Annotated in this window: 23 protein-coding genes; 2 read left to right on the top strand and 21 right to left on the bottom strand. The window is 51.5% G+C overall.

All coding sequences use genetic code 11. The features are described from left to right. Window position 1: 1 nt before the first annotated feature. The 5 genes from FIT99_RS02190 to waaC all read right to left on the bottom strand — a co-directional run bounded on the left by FIT99_RS02190 (window position 2) and on the right by waaC (window position 6,141). Window positions 2–793, bottom strand: coding sequence for a ParA family protein (locus tag FIT99_RS02190; RefSeq protein ID WP_140002494.1), 792 nt, complete (start codon window positions 791–793; stop codon window positions 2–4). A 456-nt stretch (window positions 794–1,249) separates the two neighbouring features. Beyond that, complete coding sequence (gene dnaJ / locus FIT99_RS02185; RefSeq protein ID WP_140002492.1) at window positions 1,250–2,377, bottom strand: molecular chaperone DnaJ; 1,128 nt, start codon at window positions 2,375–2,377, stop codon at window positions 1,250–1,252. 116 nt (window positions 2,378–2,493) lie between these two features. Beyond that, on the bottom strand, window positions 2,494–4,413 hold the full coding sequence (gene dnaK / locus FIT99_RS02180) for a molecular chaperone DnaK (RefSeq protein WP_140002490.1): 1,920 nt from the start codon (window positions 4,411–4,413) through the stop codon (window positions 2,494–2,496). Between the two features lie 93 nt (window positions 4,414–4,506). Beyond that, window positions 4,507–5,034, bottom strand: coding sequence for a nucleotide exchange factor GrpE (grpE, locus tag FIT99_RS02175; protein ID WP_140002488.1), 528 nt, complete (start codon window positions 5,032–5,034; stop codon window positions 4,507–4,509). 135 nt (window positions 5,035–5,169) lie between these two features. Continuing rightward, window positions 5,170–6,141, bottom strand: a complete 972-nt coding sequence (gene waaC / locus FIT99_RS02170) for a lipopolysaccharide heptosyltransferase I (protein WP_396652217.1) — start codon at window positions 6,139–6,141, stop codon at window positions 5,170–5,172. Between the two features lie 30 nt (window positions 6,142–6,171). Between waaC and FIT99_RS02165 the strand changes: the two genes are divergently transcribed. Further along, window positions 6,172–7,302 (top strand): glycosyltransferase family 4 protein, encoded by a 1,131-nt coding sequence (locus FIT99_RS02165; protein ID WP_140002484.1) that lies wholly within the window; start codon window positions 6,172–6,174, stop codon window positions 7,300–7,302. Here FIT99_RS02165 and FIT99_RS02160 read toward each other — a convergent pair. The 6 genes from FIT99_RS02160 to bioB are packed head-to-tail and all read right to left on the bottom strand — an operon-like array spanning window position 7,299 to window position 12,877. Then, window positions 7,299–8,351: a rhomboid family intramembrane serine protease gene (locus FIT99_RS02160; RefSeq protein WP_140002482.1), complete on the bottom strand. Its 1,053-nt coding sequence runs from the start codon at window positions 8,349–8,351 to the stop codon at window positions 7,299–7,301. The genes FIT99_RS02165 and FIT99_RS02160 overlap by 4 nt on opposite strands. Next, the gene (gene bioD / locus FIT99_RS02155) at window positions 8,348–8,998 is read right to left on the bottom strand and encodes a dethiobiotin synthase (protein ID WP_396652216.1); all 651 of its coding nucleotides are present in this window, start codon (window positions 8,996–8,998) and stop codon (window positions 8,348–8,350) included. Before bioD ends, FIT99_RS02160 begins: the two co-directional genes overlap by 4 nt. After that, complete coding sequence (bioC, locus tag FIT99_RS02150) at window positions 8,995–9,873, bottom strand: malonyl-ACP O-methyltransferase BioC (RefSeq protein WP_140002478.1); 879 nt, start codon at window positions 9,871–9,873, stop codon at window positions 8,995–8,997. Before bioC ends, bioD begins: the two co-directional genes overlap by 4 nt. Beyond that, window positions 9,874–10,665: a pimeloyl-ACP methyl ester esterase BioH gene (bioH, locus tag FIT99_RS02145; protein ID WP_140002476.1), complete on the bottom strand. Its 792-nt coding sequence runs from the start codon at window positions 10,663–10,665 to the stop codon at window positions 9,874–9,876. Beyond that, window positions 10,662–11,846 (bottom strand): 8-amino-7-oxononanoate synthase, encoded by a 1,185-nt coding sequence (gene bioF / locus FIT99_RS02140; protein WP_140002474.1) that lies wholly within the window; start codon window positions 11,844–11,846, stop codon window positions 10,662–10,664. Before bioF ends, bioH begins: the two co-directional genes overlap by 4 nt. Beyond that, a complete protein-coding gene (gene bioB / locus FIT99_RS02135; RefSeq protein WP_140002472.1) occupies window positions 11,846–12,877 on the bottom strand; it encodes a biotin synthase BioB in 1,032 nt (343 codons plus the stop codon). Before bioB ends, bioF begins: the two co-directional genes overlap by 1 nt. Before the next feature lie 34 nt (window positions 12,878–12,911). Between bioB and FIT99_RS02130 the strand changes: the two genes are divergently transcribed. Continuing rightward, complete coding sequence (locus FIT99_RS02130; protein WP_317616159.1) at window positions 12,912–13,712, top strand: ComF family protein; 801 nt, start codon at window positions 12,912–12,914, stop codon at window positions 13,710–13,712. A 22-nt stretch (window positions 13,713–13,734) separates the two neighbouring features. Here the strand turns inward: FIT99_RS02130 and FIT99_RS02125 are convergent, their stop codons facing one another. The 10 genes from FIT99_RS02125 to FIT99_RS02080 form a co-directional block, all read right to left on the bottom strand. Next, window positions 13,735–14,916 (bottom strand): tetratricopeptide repeat protein, encoded by a 1,182-nt coding sequence (locus FIT99_RS02125; RefSeq protein ID WP_140002468.1) that lies wholly within the window; start codon window positions 14,914–14,916, stop codon window positions 13,735–13,737. A 19-nt stretch (window positions 14,917–14,935) separates the two neighbouring features. Continuing rightward, window positions 14,936–15,826, bottom strand: a complete 891-nt coding sequence (locus FIT99_RS02120; protein ID WP_140002466.1) for an ExeA family protein — start codon at window positions 15,824–15,826, stop codon at window positions 14,936–14,938. A gap of 8 nt (window positions 15,827–15,834) precedes the next feature. After that, window positions 15,835–17,604 carry a pilus (MSHA type) biogenesis protein MshL gene (mshL, locus tag FIT99_RS02115; protein ID WP_140002464.1) on the bottom strand — a complete coding sequence of 590 codons (1,770 nt, stop codon included), beginning with the start codon at window positions 17,602–17,604 and terminating at the stop codon, window positions 15,835–15,837. A gap of 58 nt (window positions 17,605–17,662) precedes the next feature. Next, on the bottom strand, window positions 17,663–18,091 hold the full coding sequence (locus tag FIT99_RS02110) for a hypothetical protein (protein ID WP_223261246.1): 429 nt from the start codon (window positions 18,089–18,091) through the stop codon (window positions 17,663–17,665). Between the two features lies 1 nt (window position 18,092). Next, window positions 18,093–18,815, bottom strand: a complete 723-nt coding sequence (gspM, locus tag FIT99_RS02105; protein WP_140002462.1) for a type II secretion system protein GspM — start codon at window positions 18,813–18,815, stop codon at window positions 18,093–18,095. 3 nt (window positions 18,816–18,818) lie between these two features. Then, window positions 18,819–19,670, bottom strand: a complete 852-nt coding sequence (locus FIT99_RS02100) for a PilN domain-containing protein (RefSeq protein WP_140002460.1) — start codon at window positions 19,668–19,670, stop codon at window positions 18,819–18,821. Continuing rightward, window positions 19,667–20,605 (bottom strand): hypothetical protein, encoded by a 939-nt coding sequence (locus FIT99_RS02095; protein WP_140002458.1) that lies wholly within the window; start codon window positions 20,603–20,605, stop codon window positions 19,667–19,669. The genes FIT99_RS02100 and FIT99_RS02095 overlap by 4 nt, the downstream gene beginning before the upstream one ends. A 275-nt stretch (window positions 20,606–20,880) precedes the next feature. Next, window positions 20,881–23,883, bottom strand: coding sequence for a DUF6701 domain-containing protein (locus FIT99_RS12415; protein ID WP_223261245.1), 3,003 nt, complete (start codon window positions 23,881–23,883; stop codon window positions 20,881–20,883). Window positions 23,884–23,895: 12 nt separating this feature from the next. Continuing rightward, window positions 23,896–24,348, bottom strand: a complete 453-nt coding sequence (locus tag FIT99_RS02085) for a hypothetical protein (RefSeq protein WP_140002456.1) — start codon at window positions 24,346–24,348, stop codon at window positions 23,896–23,898. Beyond that, on the bottom strand, window positions 24,345–25,103 hold the full coding sequence (locus FIT99_RS02080; RefSeq protein ID WP_140002454.1) for a prepilin-type N-terminal cleavage/methylation domain-containing protein: 759 nt from the start codon (window positions 25,101–25,103) through the stop codon (window positions 24,345–24,347). Before FIT99_RS02080 ends, FIT99_RS02085 begins: the two co-directional genes overlap by 4 nt. Window positions 25,104–25,118 lie beyond the last annotated feature (15 nt).

The raw sequence follows: 25,118 nt of genomic DNA, 5'->3' as shown, positions 1-25,118 counted from the left end.
TTCAGGCTGCCACAGGCGTTGGGCGCGGGAGTTGTTTAATGACATCTTGCAGCTCAAAGTACAATGCCATGAAGTCTTGTGCAGCGCTACTGTCCGCATCGTATTCAAACACATGCTGCCCCATGCGCGCACTCTCGGCCAAGGCTGCGTGCTCGTGGATTTTACTGATCAACACCTCGCTACCAAACAAACGGCGCATCTCTAACTCAACTTCGGTGGTCATGGCTTTGCGCTTCTCCGCCCGCGTCAACAAATAACGGCGCTGAATCTTGCGTTTTAATACCGGCTGCAAGGCATTCAGTGCTTTGTCCATTTTCACTGCAGAGTGAATCGACAAGTAATCTGTGGCCACCGGCACTAACACCAAATCGCTGGCGAACACCGCACTCAGGGGTAGAACGCCTATGCAGGGACAACAGTCCATCAGCACCTCTAACGCCGGCTGTGCTTGCGCCAACACTTGTAGCCCTTGCCCGAGTTTCTGCAACGTTGCCGGCCCACGTCCGCATTGGGCATCCACCTTCACCAACTCAGGGCTGGCGGGGATCAACTGCAAACCATTCCGTAAAGGCTGACACAAACTATCGAGAGGGGTCGCCTCCTGATAAAACTTGAACAAATGCTGCTGGAGATTTAACCCAGTGTGCTTGTAGATTTCAGTCAGCCTGGCCTGCGGGTCCATATCCAATAAAGCGACCTGACGTTTTTTGCGATAGCAGGCAGCCGCCAGATTCAGTGCAGTGGTCGTCGCGCCTACGCCAGCTTTCTGATTAAAAATAGCGATTTTCAACATGATTTAAGTGTGCTCAGACATCGTTCTCAACAAGAAACATACCAACAATGCATGTCATCATAAACGATGTTGTTAGCACAGGCCACCCCGCCCGTATCATGGCGATGAGGAAGCAGGTGAGCGCACAAAAAAAGAAACCCGCTAATGCGGGTTAAAAGGGGGTTTGGATCAGGAGGAAATCAATACTAGTCGTCGAAAAATCAACTAAACCAGCCATCAAACAAAACATTTTGTGTTTCGTTTAAAGATGAGTTCATTTTAGGGAGGAGTTATTGCAGTAATTTGACCAAGCTGTAACTGAATTGTAAAAGCCAAAATTTAATTGTTATTAAATTGTAACTTTAATAAAAACAACAACTTGCAAGCGCCGTTGAAAGCAATCGATTAAAAAACGAAATAGCGTATGGCTTAGCAATCGAGAGATTACCAAGCCATACGCCAAGCTACCACAAGTAATTAACTGAAAAAATCGCGCGCTTTATCTACCCAGCTTTTATTTTTAGGGCTGTGTTTACCAGCATCGGCTTGCGTGCTGCTTTCAAACTCGCGTAACAGATCTTTTTGTTTTTCAGTCAGTCGCACAGGCGTCTCAACCACCACATGCACCATCAGGTCCCCATGTTCGCTGGAGCGCAAAGGCTTGATCCCTTTGCCACGCAAGCGGAACACACCACCGGTTTGTGTTTCAGCCGGAATCTTCATTTTTGCAGCGCCATCCAAGGTTGGGACTTCAATTTCACCGCCCAATGCAGCGGTACTAAAGCTGATCGGCATTTCACAATGCAGATTTGCGCCATCACGCTGAAAAATGGCATGTTCTTTGAGGTGAACCACTACATACAAATCACCGGTCGGCCCGCCATTGACGCCCGCTTCGCCCTCACCACTCAAGCGAATGCGATCGCCTTCGTCTACACCCGCGGGGATTTTGACGTTCAAGGTCTTGTTTTGTTTGACACGACCGCCGCCATGGCAGGTCGGGCAAGGCTCTTTCACCATTTTTCCGGTGCCGTGACATTTTGGGCAGGTTTGCTGAACCGAGAAAAAACCTTGCTGCATACGCACCTGACCATGCCCATTACAGGTGGTGCAGGTCACCGGGGAGGTACCAGGACGGGCGCCTGAGCCATGACAAGTTTCACAACTGGTTTGGACTGGAATGCGAATCTTGGTTTCAGTCCCTCTGGCGGCATCCTCAAGCGAGATTTCGAGGTTGTAACGCAAATCGGCACCACGATAGACGTTTGAACGCTGATTGCGCGCACCACCGAAAATATCGCCAAAAATATCGCCAAAGGCATCACTGAAGTTGCCGGAGTTGAATCCGCCAAAGCCACCACCGCCCATGCTCTGATCGACGCCTGCATGGCCGTATTGGTCATAAGCGGCGCGCTTTTGCTCATCGCTCAGAATCTCATAGGCTTCTTTGGCTTCTTTAAAACTCTCTTCAGCTTTCGGGTTATCCGGATTGCGGTCAGGGTGAAACTTCATTGCCAGTTTTTTGAAGGCTTTTTTGATTTCTTCTTCACTGGCGTCACGGTTCACACCCAACACTTCGTAATAATCTTTTTTTGCGGCTGCCATAGTTTTTCCGTTTAATACGCTTGTGCCATAAAGACAAACACACCCGCAATTTGCGGAGTGTGTTTGCCGGCATCATTAAAAAAAGGCGAGTACCTGCATACTCGCCATTTTCAAGCTTAGTCCTTTTTCACTTCTTCAAACTCGGCATCCACCACATCGCCTTCAACCGTTTTTTCTGCTTCAGGTTGCGCGCTTTCAGTGTTCGCCTGTGCTTGTTGTTCAGCATAGACTTTTTCGCCTAGTTTTTGCGAAGCTTCCATCAGAGCATTGGTTTTAGCCTCGATCACTTCTTTGTCATCGCCATCTTTAACCACTTCTTCAAGCGCTTTAATCGCGTCTTCAATCTTAGTTTTTTCGTCCGCTTCGATCTTGTCGCCATGCTCAGCCAGTGATTTTTTCACGCTGTGCAGCACGCTATCCGCTTGGTTACGGGCATCCACCAGTTCACGTAATTTTTTGTCTTCGTCCGCATATTTCGCTGCATCTTCTTCCATGCGTTGAATTTCTTCTTCAGACAAGCCGGAGTTAGCCTTAATAGTGATTTTGTTTTCTTTGCCAGTGGCTTTGTCTTTGGCAGACACATGCAAGATACCGTTCGCATCGATATCAAAAGTCACCTCAATTTGTGGCATGCCACGTGGAGAGGGCGGAATATCGCTCAAGTTAAACTGACCCAAGCTCTTGTTGCCAGCGGCCATTTCGCGCTCGCCTTGCAACACGTGAATGGTCACTGCATTTTGATTGTCTTCAGCGGTTGAAAACACTTGCGAAGCCTTGGTTGGAATCGTGGTGTTTTTCTTGATCAACTTGGTCATCACACTACCCAGTGTCTCAATGCCAAGTGACAATGGCGTCACGTCCAGCAACAATACGTCTTTCACGTCACCTTTGAGCACGCCGCCTTGAATCGCTGCACCCACGGCAACCGCTTCATCTGGGTTCACGTCTTTACGTGGTTCTTTGCCAAAAATCTCTTTCACTTTTTCTTGCACTTTTGGCATGCGGCTTTGACCGCCCACCAAAATCACGTCAGAAATATCGGCAGGAGATACGCCAGCGTCTTTCAATGCTGTTTTGCACGGTGCAATGGTGCGCTCAATCAGTTCTTCAACCAATGACTCGAGTTTTGCACGGGTGATTTTCACCACCAAGTGTTTCGGGCCGCTGGCATCCGCTGTGATGTATGGCAGGTTCACTTCAGTTTGTTGTGCACCTGACAGTTCAATTTTAGCTTTTTCAGCCGCCTCTTTCAGGCGCTGTTTGGCCAGCAAGTCGTTGCGCAAGTCCAAACCGTTCTCTTTTTTGAACTCATCCGCCAAAAAGTCAATGATACGGTTATCGAAGTCTTCACCGCCTAAGAAGGTGTCACCATTGGTGGACAACACTTCGAACTGGTGTTCGCCATCAATTTCGGTAATTTCGATAATGGAAATATCAAAGGTACCGCCACCTAAGTCGTAGACGGCAATTTTGCGGTCACCTTCTTGTTTGTCCATGCCGAAGGCCAGCGCAGCTGCGGTTGGCTCATTGATGATGCGCTTCACATCCAAGCCCGCAATGCGGCCTGCATCTTTGGTGGCCTGACGCTGACTGTCGTTAAAATAAGCTGGCACGGTAATCACCGCTTCTGTTACTTCTTCGCCCAAATAGTCTTCGGCGGTTTTTTTCATTTTGCGCAATACTTCGGCAGAGATTTGTGGCGGCGCTTGTTTGTTGCCACGCACTTCGACCCATGCGTCGCCATTGTCGGCTTTCGCGATGGTGTAAGGCATCAAATCGATGTCTTTTTGCACTTCTTTTTCATCAAAACGGCGGCCGATCAAACGCTTGACCGCAAACAAGGTATTTTTTGGGTTGGTGACGGCTTGACGCTTGGCTGGCGCACCGACCAAAATCTCGCCATCTTCTTGATAAGCGATAATGGAGGGAGTGGTACGGGCGCCCTCAGCGTTTTCAATCACGCGAGGTTTGCCGCCTTCCATTACTGCCACGCAGGAGTTGGTCGTACCCAAATCAATGCCGATAATTTTTGCCATGTTGTTCTATCCTTAAATTCGTTAATCTCAATACTGATGTTCTAATAATTGGGATACCTGAGCAGATTTCAAGCCCCTGATCGTAATATGGGTTTATTGTGGCTGAATCACAGTCACTAAAGCCGGGCGCAAGACGCGTTCGTTTAAGGCATAGCCTTTTTGCAATACGCTTAAAACGGTGTTCGGCTCGCCTTCAGCCGGCACCATACTGATCGCCTGATGCTTGTTTGGGTCAAATTTTTGACCCAGTGGGTTGATTTCAGCAATATTAAATTTTTCAAAGACGCTGAGTAATTGTTTTGCCGTCAACTCCACACCATTTTTATAACTGGCCACGTCAGCATTTTCTACCGCCAAAGCGGCATCCAGACTGTCTTTGACCGCCAGCAACTCGCCGCTAAATTTTTCTAGCGCAAACTTGCGGGCTTTATCAATGTCATCCGACGCCCGGCGACGGATATTTTCACCTTCCGCTTTAACATACAGCACTTGCGCTTTGGCTTCTTCTAAAGCGGCTTCTAATGCTGCAATACGCTCTTCATGATTGGCTTCAGCTGGCGCATGTTCATGCGTTTCCGCTTCGGTTGCGTGCACGTCGTCGGGTGTATTTTGTTCTTGCATGGGGCTCCCCTATTCATTGAATACTGTTCTACATGAGAAGATGTTAATGAAACGCTTTTCGTTTCAATATTTCCTCAATGTTGGGCATGTCCCTACTGATTTCAAGGGTAAAGCCTCAATTTATATGGGATTTTTTTAATCGCGGGCGAAAATGCCTCCGGGCATCGCAGCGATCGCAGTTGTAATCTGCGCGACCTCGGGCACTTGGCCCTTGCCACCTAGATTGATTGCCGGCGCCCGGTGACCACCCGCCACGCCGGTGAATGCAGGCTCGGTATCGGTGTAAATGGCTACCACTGGCAAATCGAGGGCGGCGGCGAGATGTGACAAGCCCGTATCGACGCCCACAGCAAACCGCGCTTGCGTCATGTGGCTGGCGAGTTGTTGTAATGACCACTTAGGCAACACCAGCGCATTAGGCACTTGCAAGGCGATGCGTTCAGCACGCGCACGCTCATGATTGCCTGCCCAGGGTAGCCACATTTGCAAGCCCTGCGCAGCGTAGTGTTGGCCGAGCGCTACCCAGCGCGCCTCTGGCCATAACTTGCTATCACGGCTGGTGGCATGTAACGCTAAAAATGCGGCTTGCCGCGCAGGCTGCACCTCCGCAGTCAGGCCATAGGCTGGCAGATCGTCGGGCAGAGCATACCCCAACGCCATGGCCGCAAGTTTGCGCATACGCAGGACTGCATGCTGACGGTAAGAAATGGCATAGCGATGTTGATATGCAAAACTTGCCATCGGCTCGCGGATCGATTGTCGATCATACCCATGGCGTGGCCCATCAGCCCAGCATGCGATGACAGCACTTTTCACCAAGCCCTGCAAATCGAGGATGGCATCGTAGCGCTGTGCCCCCACTGCACGCTTTGCGGCAGCAATCTCCTGCCAAGTTTGTCGGCGCCACCACTGTTTACGCCATCGACGCAATGCCACCGTAAATACTTGTTGTACGCGGGGATGCAGCCGAGGAATATCAGCAAAAGAAGCTTCTACCAGCCAGTCGATGTGCGCATCAGGAACATGCCGCAAGATATCTTCAACAACAGGCAGGGCATGAATCACGTCGCCCATGGAGGTGGTTTTGACAATCAGGATGCGTTTCATGGCCGCTATTTTCGCATACAATGCCATCGCATGAAGTTTGCTTTTTTGATATTCAAGTACTTTCCGTATGGGGGCGTGCAACGCGATATGTTGCGTATCGCGCAAGATTGCGTGGCGCAAGGACATGCAGTCACTATTTATACAGGCGCTTGGCGGGGGGATTTTCCAGCCAACATCAACGTAAAGCTACTCAACGCCAAAGGCTGGCTCAATCATCGCCGCCACCAATCCCTGATTAAGCAGATGCGGCAAGCAGTCGCGGCGGGGGGATATGACCGGGTGGTCGGATTTAATCGCATGCCCGGACTAGATGTGTATTTTGCCGCTGACCCGTGTTATGCCGAGCGTATGCATCATGAACCCTGGTACAAAAAACGCTCGGGCCGCTATCGCTTTTTCTCTGCCATGGAACATGCGGTGTTCGGCGAGCAAAGTGCAACGCACATTTTGCTGCTAAACCAGCATGACCAAGCCATCTTCCAGCGTTGGTATGGCACGGATTCAGGTCGCTTTCATCTGATTCCGCCCAACGTTCCCTTGCAACGATTTAGCCAATTAGCGCCTCAAGACTACCGTGCATATGTCCGCCACACCTTTCAATTACCGGAAGATGCCATCGTATTGCTCACGGTTGGGTCGGCGTTTGTGCGTAAGGGGGTCGACCGCGCCATTGATGCCTTGAGCAACTTGCCGGAAAAAACACGCGCGCGTTGCTGGCTGCTTGCGGTTGGTGAGTTCGAATCCAGCAGCGATATGCCAGCCTACGCCCACCGGCGCGGCGTGGCAGACCGTTGCATCGCCGCCGGGGGACGCCCTGATATTCCAGCCCTCATGCTGGGCTGCGACGTATTGGTGCATGCAGCGCGTTCCGAACTCGCGGGGATTGTGCTGATTGAGGCCATGACCGCTGGGCTGCCGTTGTTAGTGACTGCGGTTTGTGGGTACGCCAGCTATGTGCAGGCAGCGCAAGCCGGTGAAGTCTTACCCGAACCATTTAGCCAAGCGGTAATGAATCAGCGCTTAGCAGCCATGCTGGATCAGTTGCCGACTCAAACCTGGAGTGCGCAGGGCCAAGCCTTCATGCAACAGCTGGCAAGCACACAAATTGCGCAACCTGAGGCACGCATCATTGCCTCGCCCGCCGTGGGGCGACCCACCTAAGGTGGCGTGGGTTTTGCTGGCATAAACGGCACATTGCGTAATTGATCTGCCGCTGCCTTACTTGCCTCGCTGCGTTTCAAAGCATACGCCTTGGCTTGCTCTAGCAGGGCGGCAGAGGGCAACTTGGGATCTTCTGGCAAAGCTGACAGGGTTTCAAAACTCTCTTCATAAGGGGTTGAGACCTGCGCATCAATCTGCGCCGCCATCTCATCAAAACTAACGCTACCCTCACGCCCCTCGAGCATGATTTGTCGCCATCTCCCCTGCGCTTGCTGATCGATCCGCTGCAATTTTTGCACTTGTTCTTGAATCGCGATTTCTTGCTGCCAGCGATACTTGGGCGTGGGCAAATGTGTCAGCAATGCAAACAGGCCCGCTACCCAAGCCGTACCGATCAATAGCTGCGTTAGCAGGAAGTACTTGCTGGTCAAAATCGCAGACGGTAACAAGATCACGGCAATGACCATGCCGGTCAAAAACCCGCCAATATGTGCGGAGTTGTCGATGCCCGGCACGATGTAACCCATGCCGATGGTCAATGCAGAAAAGGCGAGCGCGCCCCAAAATAACCAGCGAAATTCTCGTGTTTGCATCTGGTGTCTGGCAAACCAGACATACACCAGTAATGCGCCGTAAATACCAAAGATCGCACCAGAGGCGCCTCCAGACACGGCATCGTTGCCTTGAATGACCAGCGACAACAGATTCCCAGCCACGCCACTAAGCAGATAGATACTGAGAAAACGGCCAGGGCCAAACATACGCTCGACCAATTTACCACCATCCCATAGTGCCAGCATATTCATGCCTAAATGTAAGGCGCCAAAGTGTAAAAACATTGCGCTGAACAAGCGCCACCATTGGCCATCGGCAGTGGCAGGCGCGAAATTGGCCCCCCAAGTGAGCTGGACAGTATTGGGGGAATGCCAAAACCCTGCACCGCCTAATAGCATCACCACAAACACCAGCACATTCAGGGCGATTAATCCCTTGGTCATTGGCGGCACCGGCGCCCGAAACGAAATACTGGTAATGCGTTCAGGCGTCATGGAGTGCGTGCTGCTTGATAAGGAAGCGTTAACACTGGCGGCTGCTGCAAACACGCGATCAAGGTTTGCAAGTTTTCATCCGGGCGCGACATCTGCGGATCGATGCTATTGGCAACCCAGCCGCAACCTTCGATATTACGTTGCGCAAGCACTTCTGCGGTGAGTAAAGCATGATTGATGCATCCGAGTCGCATCCCAACCACCAGCAGTGCAGGTAGCGCCAGCGCCTGAATGAGGTCGGCGATGGTCTGTGTGCTGTTGAGTGGCACCAACAGACCGCCGGCCCCCTCTACCACCACTACATCCGCCATGGTTGCCAGCTGCCTGTAGGCGGCTTCAATCACTTCTAATTGGATATCGACCCCGGCCTCTGCGGCTGCAATATGCGGGGCAATGGGCGGCTCAAAACAATAGGGGTTGATCCACTCAGGCGGTGCGACCACGTTGGATGCCGCGATTAGCTGTCGCACATCTTCGTTTTGCCATTGGCCATCCAGCCACTCGCAACCAGAGGCCACGGGTTTCATGCCAATCACCTTCAGGCCTTGCGCCGCAAAGGCTTGCATCAATCGCACGCTGACTGTCGTCTTACCGACACCAGTATCAGTACCGGTGACAAAAAAATGTCGTGGCAATGTCTGCATCATTCACCTGCGCTGACTGTCTTGCGCGGCATAAACTGCACCGGCTGAGTTCCCGGCGCGGTATAAGGTTGGCTGCCTGTCCAAGCATGGACAAACACAACTTCATAAGTGGCGGGCAATTTTCCGTCGCGGCGAAATCCCTCGTAACCTTGACGTAACCGTTGCATAAAGCCTTTGCCGGTCAGCCCTTTGGCACGGCCTGCGGTCGCATTGTGTGCACCAATGGCTTTGAGGTCGCGCATGACAGATTCCACGCTATCGTAAGTCAATGTGTAGTGCATCACATCCAAAACGGGGGCACTGAAGCCAGCACGCGTCAAGGCATCGCCGATATCATGCATGTCAATAAAACGACTGACATGGGTGTGAGATTCGCCTGAAGCCGCGCGCAACTCTTTGAGTGTATCCGGCCCCAAGGTGGCAAACATCAACAAGCCGTTGGGTTTGAGCACCCGCCTGAACTCTTGCAGCACGACATCTAAATCGTTACACCACTGCACAGCAAGGTTGGACCACACCATATCAACACTGGCGGTTGTCAGTGGCAAACTTTCAATGTCGCCACAAACGAACTGTGGTTTTGTCTGCCAAAAACGATACCAAGGGAACAACGCGCGACTGCGGTCAAGCATGCCTTCAGCGATATCCAGTGCGACGCCCTGCGCTTGCTTAAAGTGTTTGAGCAACGCCTGTAAACCATGCCCAGTCCCACAACCGGCGTCAAGGATTCGCATTGGTGCCAGCTTGACGACATCTAGCCGGCTAAGCATTTCTTGCCGTACTTGACGCTGTAAAATGGCCGCCGCATCGTATTGCTTAGCCGCCCGGTGAAACGACTGCCGCATACGCGACTTGTCGATTTGATACACATCCTGCATTTAGCTCTCCGCTGCCCGAAGGCTGGCATCATCGGCCATGAATCCGTCTACTGCGTCGCAAAATACTTCGGCATGCGACAAAAATGGGGCATGGGACGCGCCTGCAATCACGCGCAGACTTGCGCGTTGCATGTGCATGGCTAACCAATGCGCCGCCGATACCGGCGCCAACGTATCGCGGTCACCATGAATCAACAACGTTGGCTGAAACAGGCGGCTCACTTCTTCGCGTAAATCGGTTTGCAATAGGATTTCTAGCGCCTGATTCAAGTGATCTTGGCTAGGGGTTGGTTTAGCCGCAAACGCGGTGCGTAACTGGCGCACTGTCGCGCGTGCATCTTTGGCGTGCATGCATTGCAAGGTCAAAAAGTTAAGCAAAGTCGCATTAAAGTCTTGCGCGAAACGCGCGTTGAATTGTTCAAAATGTCGCGCATCAATCCCATGTGGCCAGTCAGGCTTGCTGACAAAACAAGGATTGGTCCCGACCAGAATGAGTTTTTCAACCCGATCCGGTTGATTGAGAGCGATCTGTTGCGCGACCAAGCCGCCCAAAGACCAACCCAAAATGGTCGATACACCGGGAATCTCTTCAGCCACCGCCTCAGCAACGCTGTGCAAATGATAGGGATAGACCGGACGACTTTGGCCCATGCCTGGTAAGTCGACCAAAAATAAGCGGTAGTTGGCCGACAGGCGCTTCACAACCCGCTCCCACACGGCACTGTTCATGCCCCATCCATGCAACATGACTAAGGGCTTGCCCTGCCCCATGATTTCGATAAAGCAACTCATGCCTGCGGTCCGACGGGGATCTCGCGTTCTGCCGCATGCAATGCCGAAATTAAAGCGCGCACATCTGCCTCACCATGCGCGGCAGACAATGAAATTCGCAAACGGGCAGTGTTTAATGGGACGGTGGGTGGGCGAATCGCTGGCACCAAGATACCGCGCAATTGCAGGTAATGGCTGAGCGCAAGCGCTTCATGGTTATCGCCCACAATCAGTGGCTGAATCGCCGTTTCTGAGACTTGCAAGTGCCAACGCGTTAAAGCCAGCTCACGCTTGAGCAAAGCGATCATGTCAAACAATTGCTGTCTGCGCGCATCGCCTGTTTCAATTTCGTGCAGTGACGCCAGCAACGCCGCCGACAGCGGCGGTGGGGCCGGTGTGGTATAAATATAACTGTTGGCATGCTGAATTAAATAATCAATGACGATCTTTTCAGCGGCCACAAACGCACCCGCAACGCCAGCAGCTTTACCCAGCGTGCCCATCATGATCAGACGCGGCGACGCTAAACCCAGATGCTGGAGTGTGCCGCGGCCCTGAGGGCCCAACACACCAAAGCCATGTGCGTCATCGACATATAAGTAGGCATCATAGCGTTCACACAAGCTTAGATAGTCTGCCAGCGGCGCAATATCGCCATCCATACTAAACACGGCATCGGCAGTCACTAACTTGTGGCGCGCCGTGCTGGCTTGCAGCAACTTTTCGAGCGCCGCGACATCATTATGCGCAAAACGGTGATGCGTGGCGCGTGACAAAAATGCGCCGTCATTCAGGCAGGCATGATTCAGCTTATCGGAAAACACGGCATCGTCACGGCCCATCAGCGCACTGATGACGCCAATATTCGCCATATAGCCGGTTGAAAATAACAAAGCCGATGGCTTACCAACAAAGGCGGCCAACGCTTGCTCTAGCTGATCATGATAGCGGTGATGGCCGGTAATCAGGTTAGAGGCGCCACTGCCAACGCCTGCCTCTGTTGCTGCCGCTTGCAACGCCGCGACCAGGGCGGGATCATTGGCCAACCCCAGATAGTCATTGCTACAAAACGACAGAAAAGCCTGACCATTGGCTGTAATATGCTCAGCCTGCGGCGAGTCCAACAAGCGACGTTGACGCATCAGGCCCTGCGTTTGCCGCTTGTCGAGATCGGCGGCTAAATAATCCAGCAGACTGCTCATTAGATTTTCTTCAAGCCCAGTTTTTCAAACAACAAGTTGTCAGACGCCACTTCAGGGTTACCCGTTGTGAGTAATTTTTCACCATAAAAAATACTGTTAGCGCCTGCATGAAAGCACAACGCTTGCACTGCTTCGCCCATACTTTGCCGACCCGCAGACAAGCGGACGAAGCTAGTGGGCATGGTAATGCGTGCAATGGCGATCGTGCGCACAAACTCCAACGGATCCAGCGCATCGGTGCCATGCAGTGGCGTGCCTTCCACTTGCGTCAACAAGTTAATCGGCACGCTTTCAGGCGGCTGCTCCATATTGGCTAATTGCGCAACCAAGCCGGCACGTTGGGCGCGGGTCTCGCCCATGCCAATAATGCCGCCACTACACACATTAATCGCCACACTACGTACCCTGTCCAGTGTATCTAAACGGTCTTGGTAAGTGCGGGTGGTAATCACATCGCCATAAAACTCAGGCGCAGTATCGAGGTTGTGATTGTAGTAGTCCAACCCGGCATCTTTGAGTTGTTCTGCCTGACCCTCTTTGAGCATACCCAGCGTCGCACAGGTTTGCAGGCCCATGGCTTTCACTTCAGAAATCATTTTCAGAACAGGCTCTAGATCACGCTGTTTGGGACCCCGCCAAGCAGCCCCCATGCAAAAACGACTCGCACCGCTATCTTTAGCAGCCTTGGCGGCGGCGAGCACCTCATCCAACTGCATCAAAGGCTCATTCTCAACCTCGGTGTGGTAGCGCGCGGCTTGCGGACAGTAACCACAATCCTCAGAACAACCGCCAGTTTTAATCGACAACAAGGTACTGACTTGCACCGCATTCGGGTCAAAATGCTCACGATGCACGCTGTGCGCGCGATGCAGCAAGTCATTGAATGGCAAGGCGAATAGTGCCATGATGTCTTCAACACGCCAGCGCTCAACAGTAGGATGACAGGCGCTGGAGGGTTTTAAGCCATCTAGATTGATGACAGAAGTTTGGATTTCGCTGCTAACAGCAGCAGCGGAGGTTTGTTGTTCCATAAATACCACGCAATAAAAAATAGATGAAATATACGTGCGAATTATATGTTGTTTAAAATATATCGTGAAAAAATTTTACAACAGATTAAAATTTAATCAAATCACACCCAGCCATCTGCTGAAAGCTTGGTTGACATCGACGCTGCCATGTTTGTTGTGCGCAGCTAACACGGCACCCAAGGCGCGTTTGGGATTCACGCATACCCCCATTTGCGCAGACTGTATTGCAGCACTGCCTTGGTATACGGCAGCACGATGTCCTCAGTGTGCATTGCCCAATGCGGCTGGTGCGCTCTGCGGCCGTTGCCTGCAACATCCGCCTGCGTTTGATCGCACGTTTGCGCCCTTCCGCTACGCCTACCCACTGGATCGTCTGCTACATCAATTCAAATACCATCAACAGCTTTTTATAAGCCCACTCTTGACTGACAGCCTGATCACGCAATGGCCGCAACACGAGGATGCCAACCAAGCCGCCGTGTTGCTTGCCATGCCTATGCACATCAATCGACTCCGGCAACGCGGATTCAACCACGCCCTGCTGCTGGCAAAACAGCTGCAACGGCACTGGGCAATGCCTTTAGATCTGGAGGGATGCACGCGCATCGTAGATACGCAAACGCAAGCAGGGATGGACATGCGCACCAGAGTCCGCAATTTGCGGGGCGCATTTACGACTGCCAAACAATGGCATGGTAAACATGTGGTGGTGGTAGACGATGTGATGACGACGGGGGCTAGCATGCATGCCGTCGCCAACGTACTCAAGCAGGCGGGCGCCGAGCGCGTCACAGCGCTGGTATTGGCGCGGACGTTAAAAGATACCGTAGATTGAATCTGCGAGCACGCTTAGCGGCTCACTCACCACGCACCACTGACGTGCCACCCAACTGACGAATGCGCTGGCCAACAAACTCTGACAAACGCTCACTTAAAGGCAATTGATAAGCAAGTTGTAACTGTTGCAAGGCGGGGGCAGATTGACCAGCCGCTTGCAGTGAAATGGCATAAGCGACCATCCACTGCGCATGCCCGGGCCGCAATTGCGTCGCGCGATCAAAGTGCGGCAGCGCAGCGCTGTGTTGGCCAGTTTGTTGGTAAGCCATGGCCAACATCCATTGCGACTCCGCATCTTGTGACAAGCTGTTGGCAACCGGCTTGAGTGTGAGCAAAACGCCCTCGGCTTGCGCATGTGCCAACTGCCAACGTGCTAACGCCTTAGACAAACTGATTTGATTAGGAAATTGTTTGATCCCCGCTTGCAGCAGCGCAACCGCCTCCTGCGCTTGCTGCGCATCAAACAAATAAGTCGCTAGCAACTGTCTTGCATCTTCTGATTGCGGGTAACTACTTAATGCTTGGCGCAAAATGACGAGCGCTTCATTCAATCGGCCTTTTTGCTCTTGATCAACCGCCCGTTGAATCAGCAAGTTGACCTCCTGCTCGGGATGCACGGACTTATTCACCACGCCTCTGGCGCCAGACGCATCCTCGTAGGCTTTGGTTGGTGTGACTAAGGCAACTACATCGGATGGCGGCTCAACGGCCGAGACCATGGTGCTGGCTGCCGTATTATCGACAGCACGAATAGAATACTCACCTTCGACTTGTGGCGACCGCGCTTGATGACCAGCGCCGACGATGGCGGAGCGTTTGCTGGCCACCGGCACAGTCACGGGATTATTCCAAGCGCTAAAAAGCGATTTGGTTAACTGTGGATGCTCGAAAGTGGGTTGCGTCTGGGCCACAGCCACCGGCACCGGGGCAATCTGTCCGGAAGCGGATAGCAGCGGAGATGGCGCAGGCGCAGCTGGCATCCAGCGCGCTAGCAGCTTGGGGCCATTCATCAGCAAACCAACCATCAGCGCAAGCAACACGAGACCCCCTGCCCACTTAGTCATCCCGGCCATCGCATCGCTGCCATGGTAAGACACCACCGGCTTCACTTGTGCCCCCCACATGGCGCCTGCATTCACCTCTAGGGTGGCACCGCCTTGGCGGGCTTCCACATTTTGTAATACCTGATTGATTAAGCTCAAGCGGTTCCCCTTATTTCAACTAACGACCCAAACCCGCTATGGCAGTATGAAACGTCAGCCACCATTTCAGGCCGTGCTCCAACCAGCGATGTTGCGCCTTCACGCTCGCCTGCGTATCCATGATGGCAGCCCTAACATCCTCTGCAGACACCCCTTGCTGGCCGCGACCAAAGGCGGATAACAGGGATTTATGCGCCAAAATGTTAAGCAGTCTTGGGATACCATTCGCATAGCGATACAGCAAACGCATACTAGCAGGCGTAAACACCATGCCACCCTGATAGCCGGCCACATGCATACGGTGATTTAAATAAAAACCCAATTCTGCCCACTGTAGGCCTTTGAGCTGATACTCAAAGCCAATCCGTTGCCGCAACTGCCGAATCGAGGGATGAGATAACCGTTGCTCTAATTCCGGCTGGCCGAAAATAACCACTTGTAACAATTTGTGTTTTTCAGTTTCGAGATTACTTAGCAAACGTAAGGCTTCTAGCGTCTCTAATGGCATGGCCTGTACTTCATCGAGACAAACCACGACATGCCGACCCTCTTCTGCAAAGGTCAACAATTTGCGATTGAGTGCATCAATCATGTCGTGATGGGTAAAATCAGGTTTGAACGCCACCCCAAACTCGGTGGCCAGCGTCATTAGTAAGGCATGCGGGTCTAAATAAGGATTAGGAATAAACGCAATCTTACAGTTCGGTGCCAAGGCTTTCAGCAGACGCCGACAGAGCAAGGTTTTGCCGGTGCCGACTTCGCCGGTAATTTTGACAAAGCCCTCACCCGACTGGATGGCAATTAACAGCGTATTGAGTGCCTCTTGCAAACTACGCGTTGCATAATAAAAACTGGTATCCGGTGTAATGCTAAACGGATATTCTTTTAAGCCAAAATGCTGCAGGTACATGCCCGCTCCTAAAAACTGGTATCGCTCTTGAGTTTATCAACCCGATCTTGGCTATCAAGTAGATCTTGCGCCCAGCTCTCACCGCCACGCACCACGGTCGACTTCAGCAAAATCACCAATTCGGTTTTAGTACTCGCTTGGTCCTTCTGACGGAACAAATTCCCAAGAAACTTCACATCGCCCAAGCCGGGCACTTTGGTACGTGTATTGTCGACCGACTCAGACATCAGACCGCCAATCGCAATCACGTTGCCATCTTTGGTGCGCACAATACTGTCCGTTTCATTAATATTGGAAGACGCCGTTGGAATGGTATACGTCCCCCCATTCGCACTCGATAGGTTCACGGTACGGTTAACCTGCGTGACATCACTAATGAAAGGATGGACATGCAAAGTGATGTTGTCGTCTTTATCAATCTGCGGTGTCACGTCCAACGAAATGCCTGAAAAGTAAGGTTGTAGTTGAATATCAGGCGTCACAATCGCCCCGCCGGTGGTGGTCGTGACATTGGTTCTCACGTTCGTGACATAAAATGCGTCGTTACCGACCTTGAGCACAGCCTTCTGGTTGTTGATCGTCGCGATGCGCGGGCTAGAGAGCACCTCTACATTGCCTTGCGTTTCAAGAAAATTTAGCAGTGCCGAGAAGTTTTTGCCTTGCACGGCCAGCGCAAACATTGAGCCACCAATCGAGATGGGGGCGCTATTACTCAGCGCACCAGGCACAGTGCTGGTGAGTGTGCCGTTAGTGAGTGCGCCGGTTTCGCCTAAGGTGGTATTGCCATCGACGTTACCAAAGGTGTAGTCGCGTCCACGGATATTTCTGACCGCTGCCCAGTTAATCCCTTGTTGCGAATTTCGGTTTAATTGCACTTTGATGATTTTGGCCTCAAGAATCACCTGACGATCCACCGTCACTTGCATCAGACTCAAAAACTTTTCAACCTGACGGATTTCTTTGGGCATGGCTTTCACCATAATGATGCCGGATTGCGCATTAATGATGACTTTACGGCCATTTTCTTCACCGACCAAGCCACTCAAGGATGCACCAATTTCTTCCCAGAAATCATTATTTGTCCGCATACTCACATCAGAGGCGTACACTTGCAGATTAGAGGCACCGGAGGCGCCAGCGCCAGTTGCAACCCCTGTACCTGTCCCATTACCGAAACCGTTTGATACCGCTGCTTGGCCAGCCACACCGGCTGCACCACCAGCGCCTGAGCCACTAGCAGTACCGGAGGTGACGCGGGTCGCGGAGGTGCCACGGCGTGAACCCGTAATATAGTTGACCTGAAATACCCGCGTTTGTATCGTTTGCGGTTCAACAAAGATCTGTTTGCCATTCATTTTGTATTCATAGCCATACAAATCACGCAAGGAATTCAGTGCTTCAAATAAGGTCACATCGCGTAAATTGATTGAGATTTCGCCTTTGAGCTCAGGACTTAAAGCAATGCTGTAAGGGCTACCAGACACGATGCCCATCAGCACCTGTGCTGCCGGCGCTTTATTCACTACCAGGTCAAATCTGGGCTCCACGCGTTTGGCTAATGCCTTTGGCGCCTCGATCTTGGCCGGCTCGAACAACTCATCCGTCACCTCTTTAGGAGGGGGGGTGACTTGCGATTGCGACTTAGCCACAGCGGTCGCCAATTCATTTTGAATTTTAGGGTTAATCGATACATTGCTTGGGGCGAACGGATTGCTGGTACAACCGACCAGTCCGGTGCCGATAATCATCAAACCCAATGTATTCACAAAAGTTTTCATAGCAGTCTCTCTGTTGATTTCCCTTGCATGCTTGCCGGTGCGAAACATGCAATGTGTGTCACTTGTTTTCTATCTTTTGGTAGTTTAAAGGTGTGGCCGATTTTTTAATCTTTTTCGCCCGATGGTCTTTTTTCGCTCCCAAGGGTGGCGGTGCCTCTGGTATAAAACTGGACAAGCCCATACTGAGCACTTTTTTCTCACCCGTTTTGCTTATAAAAAGGGCTTGGCGGTTTTTCACCGAGGTCAGCTTAAATCCCTCATGATTGCCACCCACTGGCACCATCTGCCCGTTGACGACCGCAAACCCGGTTTTGCCATTTTCTTGAATCGCGGTCAGTACCCAAGGCTGCTCTGCCTGCGTCTGCGCGTTCGGCAAATAGGCCATCACCGAGGCCGGTGGCTTGGTAGGGTCCACCATGCCATCCGCACGAGCAATGCCTGCCTGCCCTAACCCTGTCATTAATAATGTGATCATCAACAAGCGCATGCTAAATCCCCAACCATGCATTCTCACCACTTAAGGTGTACACCTGAACCGTTAACTCGCTTTGCGGATAATCGGCTTTGAGCTCTGCAGTTTCCCAAGCGAGCGTTTGGCCAATGGCTTTCAACGACTGCGCATAGGCCATCAGCTCAAAATACTTTCCTTTGAGGCGCATTTTTACCGAATGTTGATAGACATGCGGCACATTCTTCCAAGCCTCGTCAGAACTGCCAGTGGCTGTTCCAACAGGGCTGTCCGCCGCAGTGGATGCCTGTAATACTTTTCTTTGCTTTTCAATAAAATCCACCACTGGCAATGACTGCATTTCTTCCACTTGCACATCGGTGTGTTTTTGCAGCAACTTTTTCAATAAAGCGATCATTTGTTGCGGCGGCACCATATATGAAGATATTTTGAGCAGATCCGCAGATTGACTGTTGATTTTCTGGTTGGTCTCATCAATCTGTTGCTGAAAGGCATTGTTGATGGGTTGCGGCGCCGATTGACTGGCGAGTGTGGTCATCTTCTCCGTCAGCGTGGCCGTATCATTCTGAATTTTGCTAATTTCCTGCTGCGTGCTTGCCAACTGCACGCGCTGAGGCTCTAGCAAAAAGGTATCCATCAGACCGACCACCGCCAACAAGCCGGCGCCAAACACCATCCAGCGCTCACGTTGTGACAGCGCAAGCCATTTATCATTGATTGTCTGTAATTGCTCAAATCGCATCGCTTATTTTCCTGCAATCGGCTGGGCTTGACTGGTTTGACGAACAAACGCATCCCAACTTAAGGTGTTGTCGCGTTTTGCCTGTGTTTGCATGTCGCGCCCTTTGACTTCAAAAGCGTAGACGGTCAAGGTCTGCGCATCTTCGCGTGCAGATGGCGAAGGACTCGTAGATACCGGCGCAGCCACAGCTGGTATAGCATTGCTGCCGGCATCCGCCGCGCCTTTGCCAACGCCGGCAGGTTCAGGCGCTGGGCTCACCGGCGCTTGTGCAGCGTTAGTTGCCGCGAGTGACGTTTGTGGCAGGCGTAACTCCTGTTGTTTCAACTGTAGCCCGGCAAACTGCGTGCCCGTAAACACACTTTGCGCAGACAACAAATCCAGATACAGTGGAATCTGTTCAGACTGCAATGCTTGGCCACTGAGCGACACATGTTGCGAGGCCGGTTCAATTTTGAACCCTGTCAACCAAAGCCCCGGTTGTTGCTGCGCGGTTAAGGCACGCATGTAATCAATCAGGTGGTCAGCGGCACTGGAGACCGATTGTTGAAAAATGGCCAACATTTGCGATTGCATCTCAAAACGCGCCTGGAGGTTTTTCAACTCCGTTTCTAGTTTGCTGTTATCCACCGGCGCGACCTGTAGCGCTAAGGTATCGAATTTTTTCTGCATCGCCTCAAACTGGCTCACAGCTTGATTGCGCTGTATTTGCAACTGTGCGTTGTCTGTCTCAAAACCCGTGTACAAATAAAACATGACCCCAGCCGCCACTGCATACACCAGCGCGACAAAGGGTAACGTGAACCAATCCTTGGCTCTAACCAGACCACCTTCAAACAGATTAATCTGCTGACTCATGCTGTGATCTCCTGGCGCAAGGCGGCACCAAGCGCAGGCAACAACATGGCTTGTTTTTCAAGGCTAGAAAAATCCTGATCTGCCGGCAATTCTGCAATATCCTCAAGGTTAAACACATTCACCGGCACGTACAGACTTGAACTCAACCCGCTAACCAAGTAATCACGGTTGGAGACGGGTGCCACCACCATGCGGTTCAGGCTCAGGTAAGGAAACTGGCGGTCAAAACTGTCCAGTGAGCGCTGTAACTCGAGCACCAGTTTGTCAAAATTACTCTTAAATAAGTCACCACGGTCATTGAGAAAATCTCGGTCTAACTCAATCAACCGTGTGTGATATAACTCGCCCTTGGCAGTAAAAGTCATCAAGCAGCCACGCGGCAAAATACTTAACATCACCAGCGCACGGTCTTCGTGCTCCAGCAAGTGGGCAATGTTGCGCTGCACCAGCGCATGCACATCCACGGATTTCAAATTAAAACCGGCATCACTCACGTGGTTTCCCACCGCAGAGACCAGTGCTTTTTTGGCACAAATCGCTAACATGAATGGCTGGCGATTGGCGTAAGCAGGATCCATCGGCACTTCAATGCCATCGACCACGGCTTGCTCTACCGAATAGTCCAGCAGGCCTTTGAGTTTCCAGCGCAACGCAGGTTTCACCTCGTCGTCCGGCATATTGGGTTTATCAATTTGAACGATGTTGTATTGGTCGACACTCAGCACCAGGTTGCAAGGCAAGTTTTTCAGGTCATTTTTAGTCACAAAGTGACGTAATGTGGAGGTGGCGTGCAAGGGCACCTGCTCGACAGCAGCGAATGAGACCACTGGTTTGACCCCTGTGGATGACGGCGTCAAGGCGACAGTGCTGACATGCATGTCGGTATAACTCACACCAACTTGCTGCTTGTTCTTTTGTCGTTTAAACCATTCCATGGCGGTTTATCTATCTTCCTAAATTTTTTTTATTTAAAATCAATGTATAACAATCAATACTTCAAGTTGAATCGAAAATTAGTATACACAATAAAGTTTATCGTCAAAGCCATCTACCCATGCGGCAAAACACACATCTTTCATCCGTTGTAAAAGTACCAATTTGTGACGCATGGATGTTTCTATTTCATGTAGAGCAACTTTAGTGCCTGCCGGGCTGATTTAAATGCTCGATAAAAAGCGCATAACCATCGGATTCGGCGAATTTGTTTGCATCAGAAGTTTTCTCGCATGTAGATGATGGGCGCTTTGTAGATACCAAACGAGGCACGTGCAGTGGGATCTGTACTGCCAAACCATGTCAATACCCCGCTGGTGGCGGCTGACTGCGCGGCACTCAGGCACGTCATTTCGCTGCCACTCACCGCCCCTAGATTGACCTCTAAGTCGACACTGCCGGTATTGGGTCTGCCATCACTGCCCATGCCGGGCGCGCTAAGTCGCATGTTTAGCACACCGCTGGCCATGGTTGCACTACCGCTAAGCTGCGTTTCACACGCATTTAAATTACCCCGGTAATTACGCATGACAATGCTCGACAACGGGACTGTCGTACAACTATCGTTCTGACTTCTGACGTACACCCCATTATTTCTGAACTGCGCTTCTATCGGCACCACCAAGGGCAAAAGCTCGGAGCCATGGGCAGGCGTGACCGCCAAGCGCCCGTAGCGGAAAGGAATGCTACCCGTGAGTGCTGTTTGCGTGGAATCGATCAGCACGGTGCTGTCTGTTTCTTGTGGCTGGGCAGACAACACCACATTGGCTGGGTTGACCTCTGATGCAGGCCGCGACAAACGATGACGTGCGCTGACGCTGGCCGTACCATTGCTCCAGGTACCCGTGACGGCTGGCGACATCTGACTCGCTAATAACGTCGCGCCATTGAGCGGTGTGGTACTGAAGCGATAATTATTCCAGCCTGAAAGATCAAACTTGGCGTAACTGTTGCCTGTGTAGTTTTGCGTCGTCGCGTTGGCAGCATTCTGCGCGATCAGCGTAAACGGCGTCAGTAACCCAGGAGTGGTGGCGGTGTCTTGGCCGTAATAGACAAACGTATTGCACGCCAAGGTGGTGGCTAAATTGGGGGTGACGGTAAAATGATCTGGAATAAACCTACCAAAAAAGCTGCTCTCTGAGGTATTACCAAAACGACATCCATATTTTTTAGGGGTGACGCTGGGGTTATTTTCAAAAGGCGCGCTGACATCATCACAATCGCCTTTTGCGCTATCCACTGCGGTATAACTGTTGTCATAAACGCCTTGCGCGGAGACTTTAAAGTGGCCTACCTCGCTGTATTTAAAGGCATTGCCCGAGCTGCTACCGAGCGTGGCTGCCGGAAAACTGCCATTGACTTGACCAACCACTGGCGCACCCGAATGAGCAACAAGTTTGGTGTTATCAATCAGCGGGGTGCCGTTGTAACCCAGTTCGCCACTTGATGTATTCAAATTAAAATTCGTACCTGTATCTGTACTGCTCACCCCAGCCTTGAATACGGGGGTGGAGGATGGAGAAGGCGAGGACTGCGTCGCATTCGTGGATGCCACTGTTAAAGACTGTGGGCGAACCGCAAAGTTATCAGAAGAGCAACCCGTTTTGAGTAAAGCGAGGTCCGTGACTTTGCAGCGCAAATTAGGGTACGCCCGCAACAAATCGGTCGAGGCAAACGTGACTTTTTTGCGCCCATTATCAGCGGCAGCAAAGGCCACTTGTTTGGTGGCCACAATGGTCGAACCACAACTGCCCGCATCGTCAGTCACTAAATTGACGGTCAGGCCAAGTGTTGCGCTATAGCCTGAGGATTGAGCGCCATTGGCCAGCAAAGCAACCACATCAACATCAAAACTTTGCCCCAACACTTTGGTGTAAAGTGGGTTGCGTGCAGAGCCATTAGTTTGCAGGTTGTTATACGTGAGACTGTTTTCCATGCATTCAAAAGTACTTACGCAAGGCGTATTGGTGAAGGTGAAACTACAGTTTTGTGAATTGTTGGCAGTGTTGTAGCACTTGACCCCACTCAACGGGGTTTTGGTCAGCCCGGTGGCTCCTAAGGTATAAGTCCCCGCGGCTGTGCCTTGCACAGTCACTGTCGCAATCGACTGGTTCGAGCCAACATCAAACGGATCTGGGGACTCGCTCACAGCAGGCGTCGTCGGTGAAAAAGTTAAACTGCCTTGCAAACTGCCGGAGCTCACCAATTGGTTATCAGGGCAAGGCACGGCAGACGACAGGCAAGCCAGTACTTTTATCTCAGCCGGGCACAGGGTCGCACTACCACCATGGCGAATTTCAAGATGGTCATAATTAGGCACAAAGGTTGACCCGACCACAAAATCATAACTAAAAGTGTAAATACCGGGCGCAGTAAAGTCGTACTCAATCGCGGCGCCGGTATCTTGATAGGTTGTAGAAATGGTATCCGCGAGACTGCCTGTTTTGCTGATGGCACAACCAGGGGCGTTTGAGGCTGTGCTCCAAAAATCGCTCCAAAAACCGACGCAATAATGGTCAAATTTACCAGAGCGTTCGCGGAAAGATTCCACCACATCTAAGTTGGGGGGGAGTGCATTGCTAGAGGGACAGTTGTTGTTTGAAAGCGGATAGGTCCCGACCACTAACTTGCCATTTGTATCGGTATAACGTACCCCACAACCGTTGTCGCTACCGCCCAGATAGGTATCGACTGCATGGTAGTAACGCACTGGGTTACTCGCGCTAACCGTTGCCGTTAAAGGAATAGTCAACGTGACTTCTGCCGTCACGTAATCGAGCGGGTAGGTGTATTTCCATGCAATGGAGACTCTAGGCGTGCTTAAGGATGAAGAGGTCAACACCAGCGTGGACGTTGCGGTTTGGGTTACGCCCTGTGAAACAGTGGTTGGTTGCTCAGCGGTAATGCTATCGGAGTTGAAAGCTGTCGGGGTTGAATAGGCAAAGTGTCTCAAGCCATACATTCTGTTGTTGAAGCGTATGTAGACCCCATTATCCAATAAATTGTTATCAGGGAATGATCCTGGGTTGTAAAGTTGGCCACTACCCAGTCGCTTGACCTGCATTTGCGTGGTTTCTGAAATACTAATCTGTAGACCATTGCTGCTGTTTGTACCACCGTTCTTGTTGAGTTGCGTTACGACAGCACAAGCAAATCCAGAGTAGCTTAGCATCACGATTAAAAGTAAATTGATTAATAAACCTTTAATCAACCTTGGCATGAATATTCCTCGTTAATTACACTCCTCGCCAGCAGGGTCGTTATATAAACAGCGGCTCAGAGTCACAGCAATTCTTCTCTCAATATAATCCTGACTGCCAGCCACCCCCACCGACGCGGTAGAGGTAATACTGTAGATGCCGATATCTTGCGTGTTGCCTTTGTCTTTGGGCACGCTTCGATTACAAGTCAGCACAATATTGAACCCATTAATCGTAAACGGCGCAGGCACGGCCGGGCAGTTTTGTATGGCGTTAGAACCCGGCGCCAATACTTGGTATGCTGCCCACTCCACGCCTGCTCTGGCTGCTAGATAGGCATTCGCCCCCTGCACGTCTTGAATCGTTCCTACTTGGGCGAGCACAGACAGGCGCATGGCGTAACCGACCAAAGCAGCCAACGTTACTAGCAGGAATATTGCCACAGGCAACATAAAACCCTTTGCGCGATAAGCAATACTTTTCATGGCGAATTCACCACATTGATTAAGTTGACCAGCCGGGCCACGCCGCCGTTTCTTGTGAGCACCAACTCTGCGGTGATGACCCCGGAGTGCTGCATCACGCCCTCAGTGTAGGTAAAATTACAACCAGTGACATCCTCAACCACCACGCTGGCATTGGCACCATTAAAATTGGCCGGATGTGCCGAAGGCATCGCGATGTTGGAGACCATCAACAAGCGCCGATTGGGTAGATCACACACGTAAGCCACTGCAGTGTTTACCACGTAAAAACGGCTGGCAGGAGAAGGTAAGGGAAAAGTACCGCCGGAAAATCTCAAGGTCGATAAGTTGTTGCCAAAATAAGTAGCCAAGGCGCGGATATTGTCACCGTTGTAGACGTCGGCGCCAGCAATGCCGAGGTTGTAAATCACCAGCTTGTCACCATTCGCCACCGAAACAGGCTCCCCAAGCACCGTAAAATCGTCCGCTGCTTGAGTAAAATCTAGTGAATCTTGCTGATAACGACCACCCGCTTTAATCGGCACAAATTCAACGTAATCGCCTGCTGCCGACACCCATACACTGTTGGGTAACGCATTACGAATATCTCGCGACATGCGTCGCAATGAAAAGTCTGCGCGATCAGCCAACTCAAAATAAGCCTCGGAGTTCACATACGCCAATACTGAGTTTTTAATAAAGCTGACCGAAATGCCACCCAAAATGGCCATGACCACAATCACGATCACTAGCTCCACCAGGGTAAACCCGGCCATGCGCGCGCTAGGCTG

This window comes from Methylophilus medardicus (genome assembly GCF_006363955.1).
Classification (GTDB): domain Bacteria; phylum Pseudomonadota; class Gammaproteobacteria; order Burkholderiales; family Methylophilaceae; genus Methylophilus; species Methylophilus medardensis.
The sequence above is the reverse complement of the archived record's forward strand: the minus strand, read 5'-3'. Positions and strand labels throughout refer to the sequence as shown.

Excerpts from the sequence above, each read along its gene's own strand:
- FIT99_RS02190 (WP_140002494.1), bottom strand. The coding sequence starts at position 793 with ATGTTGAAAATCGCTATTTTTAATCAGAAAGCTGGCGTAGGCGCGACG.
- dnaJ (WP_140002492.1), bottom strand. The coding sequence starts at position 2,377 with ATGGCAGCCGCAAAAAAAGATTATTACGAAGTGTTGGGTGTGAACCGT.
- dnaK (WP_140002490.1), bottom strand. The coding sequence starts at position 4,413 with ATGGCAAAAATTATCGGCATTGATTTGGGTACGACCAACTCCTGCGTG.
- grpE (WP_140002488.1), bottom strand. The coding sequence starts at position 5,034 with ATGCAAGAACAAAATACACCCGACGACGTGCACGCAACCGAAGCGGAA.
- waaC (WP_396652217.1), bottom strand. The coding sequence starts at position 6,141 with ATGAAACGCATCCTGATTGTCAAAACCACCTCCATGGGCGACGTGATT.
- FIT99_RS02165 (WP_140002484.1), top strand. The coding sequence starts at position 6,172 with ATGAAGTTTGCTTTTTTGATATTCAAGTACTTTCCGTATGGGGGCGTG.
- FIT99_RS02160 (WP_140002482.1), bottom strand. The coding sequence starts at position 8,351 with ATGACGCCTGAACGCATTACCAGTATTTCGTTTCGGGCGCCGGTGCCG.
- bioD (WP_396652216.1), bottom strand. The coding sequence starts at position 8,998 with ATGATGCAGACATTGCCACGACATTTTTTTGTCACCGGTACTGATACT.
- bioC (WP_140002478.1), bottom strand. The coding sequence starts at position 9,873 with ATGCAGGATGTGTATCAAATCGACAAGTCGCGTATGCGGCAGTCGTTT.
- bioH (WP_140002476.1), bottom strand. The coding sequence starts at position 10,665 with ATGAGTTGCTTTATCGAAATCATGGGGCAGGGCAAGCCCTTAGTCATG.
- bioF (WP_140002474.1), bottom strand. The coding sequence starts at position 11,846 with ATGAGCAGTCTGCTGGATTATTTAGCCGCCGATCTCGACAAGCGGCAA.
- bioB (WP_140002472.1), bottom strand. The coding sequence starts at position 12,877 with ATGGAACAACAAACCTCCGCTGCTGCTGTTAGCAGCGAAATCCAAACT.
- FIT99_RS02120 (WP_140002466.1), bottom strand. The coding sequence starts at position 15,826 with ATGTACCTGCAGCATTTTGGCTTAAAAGAATATCCGTTTAGCATTACA.
- mshL (WP_140002464.1), bottom strand. The coding sequence starts at position 17,604 with ATGAAAACTTTTGTGAATACATTGGGTTTGATGATTATCGGCACCGGA.
- FIT99_RS02110 (WP_223261246.1), bottom strand. The coding sequence starts at position 18,091 with ATGCGCTTGTTGATGATCACATTATTAATGACAGGGTTAGGGCAGGCA.
- gspM (WP_140002462.1), bottom strand. The coding sequence starts at position 18,815 with ATGCGATTTGAGCAATTACAGACAATCAATGATAAATGGCTTGCGCTG.
- FIT99_RS02100 (WP_140002460.1), bottom strand. The coding sequence starts at position 19,670 with ATGAGTCAGCAGATTAATCTGTTTGAAGGTGGTCTGGTTAGAGCCAAG.
- FIT99_RS02095 (WP_140002458.1), bottom strand. The coding sequence starts at position 20,605 with ATGGAATGGTTTAAACGACAAAAGAACAAGCAGCAAGTTGGTGTGAGT.
- FIT99_RS12415 (WP_223261245.1), bottom strand. The coding sequence starts at position 23,883 with ATGCCAAGGTTGATTAAAGGTTTATTAATCAATTTACTTTTAATCGTG.
- FIT99_RS02085 (WP_140002456.1), bottom strand. The coding sequence starts at position 24,348 with ATGAAAAGTATTGCTTATCGCGCAAAGGGTTTTATGTTGCCTGTGGCA.
- FIT99_RS02080 (WP_140002454.1), bottom strand. The coding sequence starts at position 25,103 with ATGGCCGGGTTTACCCTGGTGGAGCTAGTGATCGTGATTGTGGTCATG.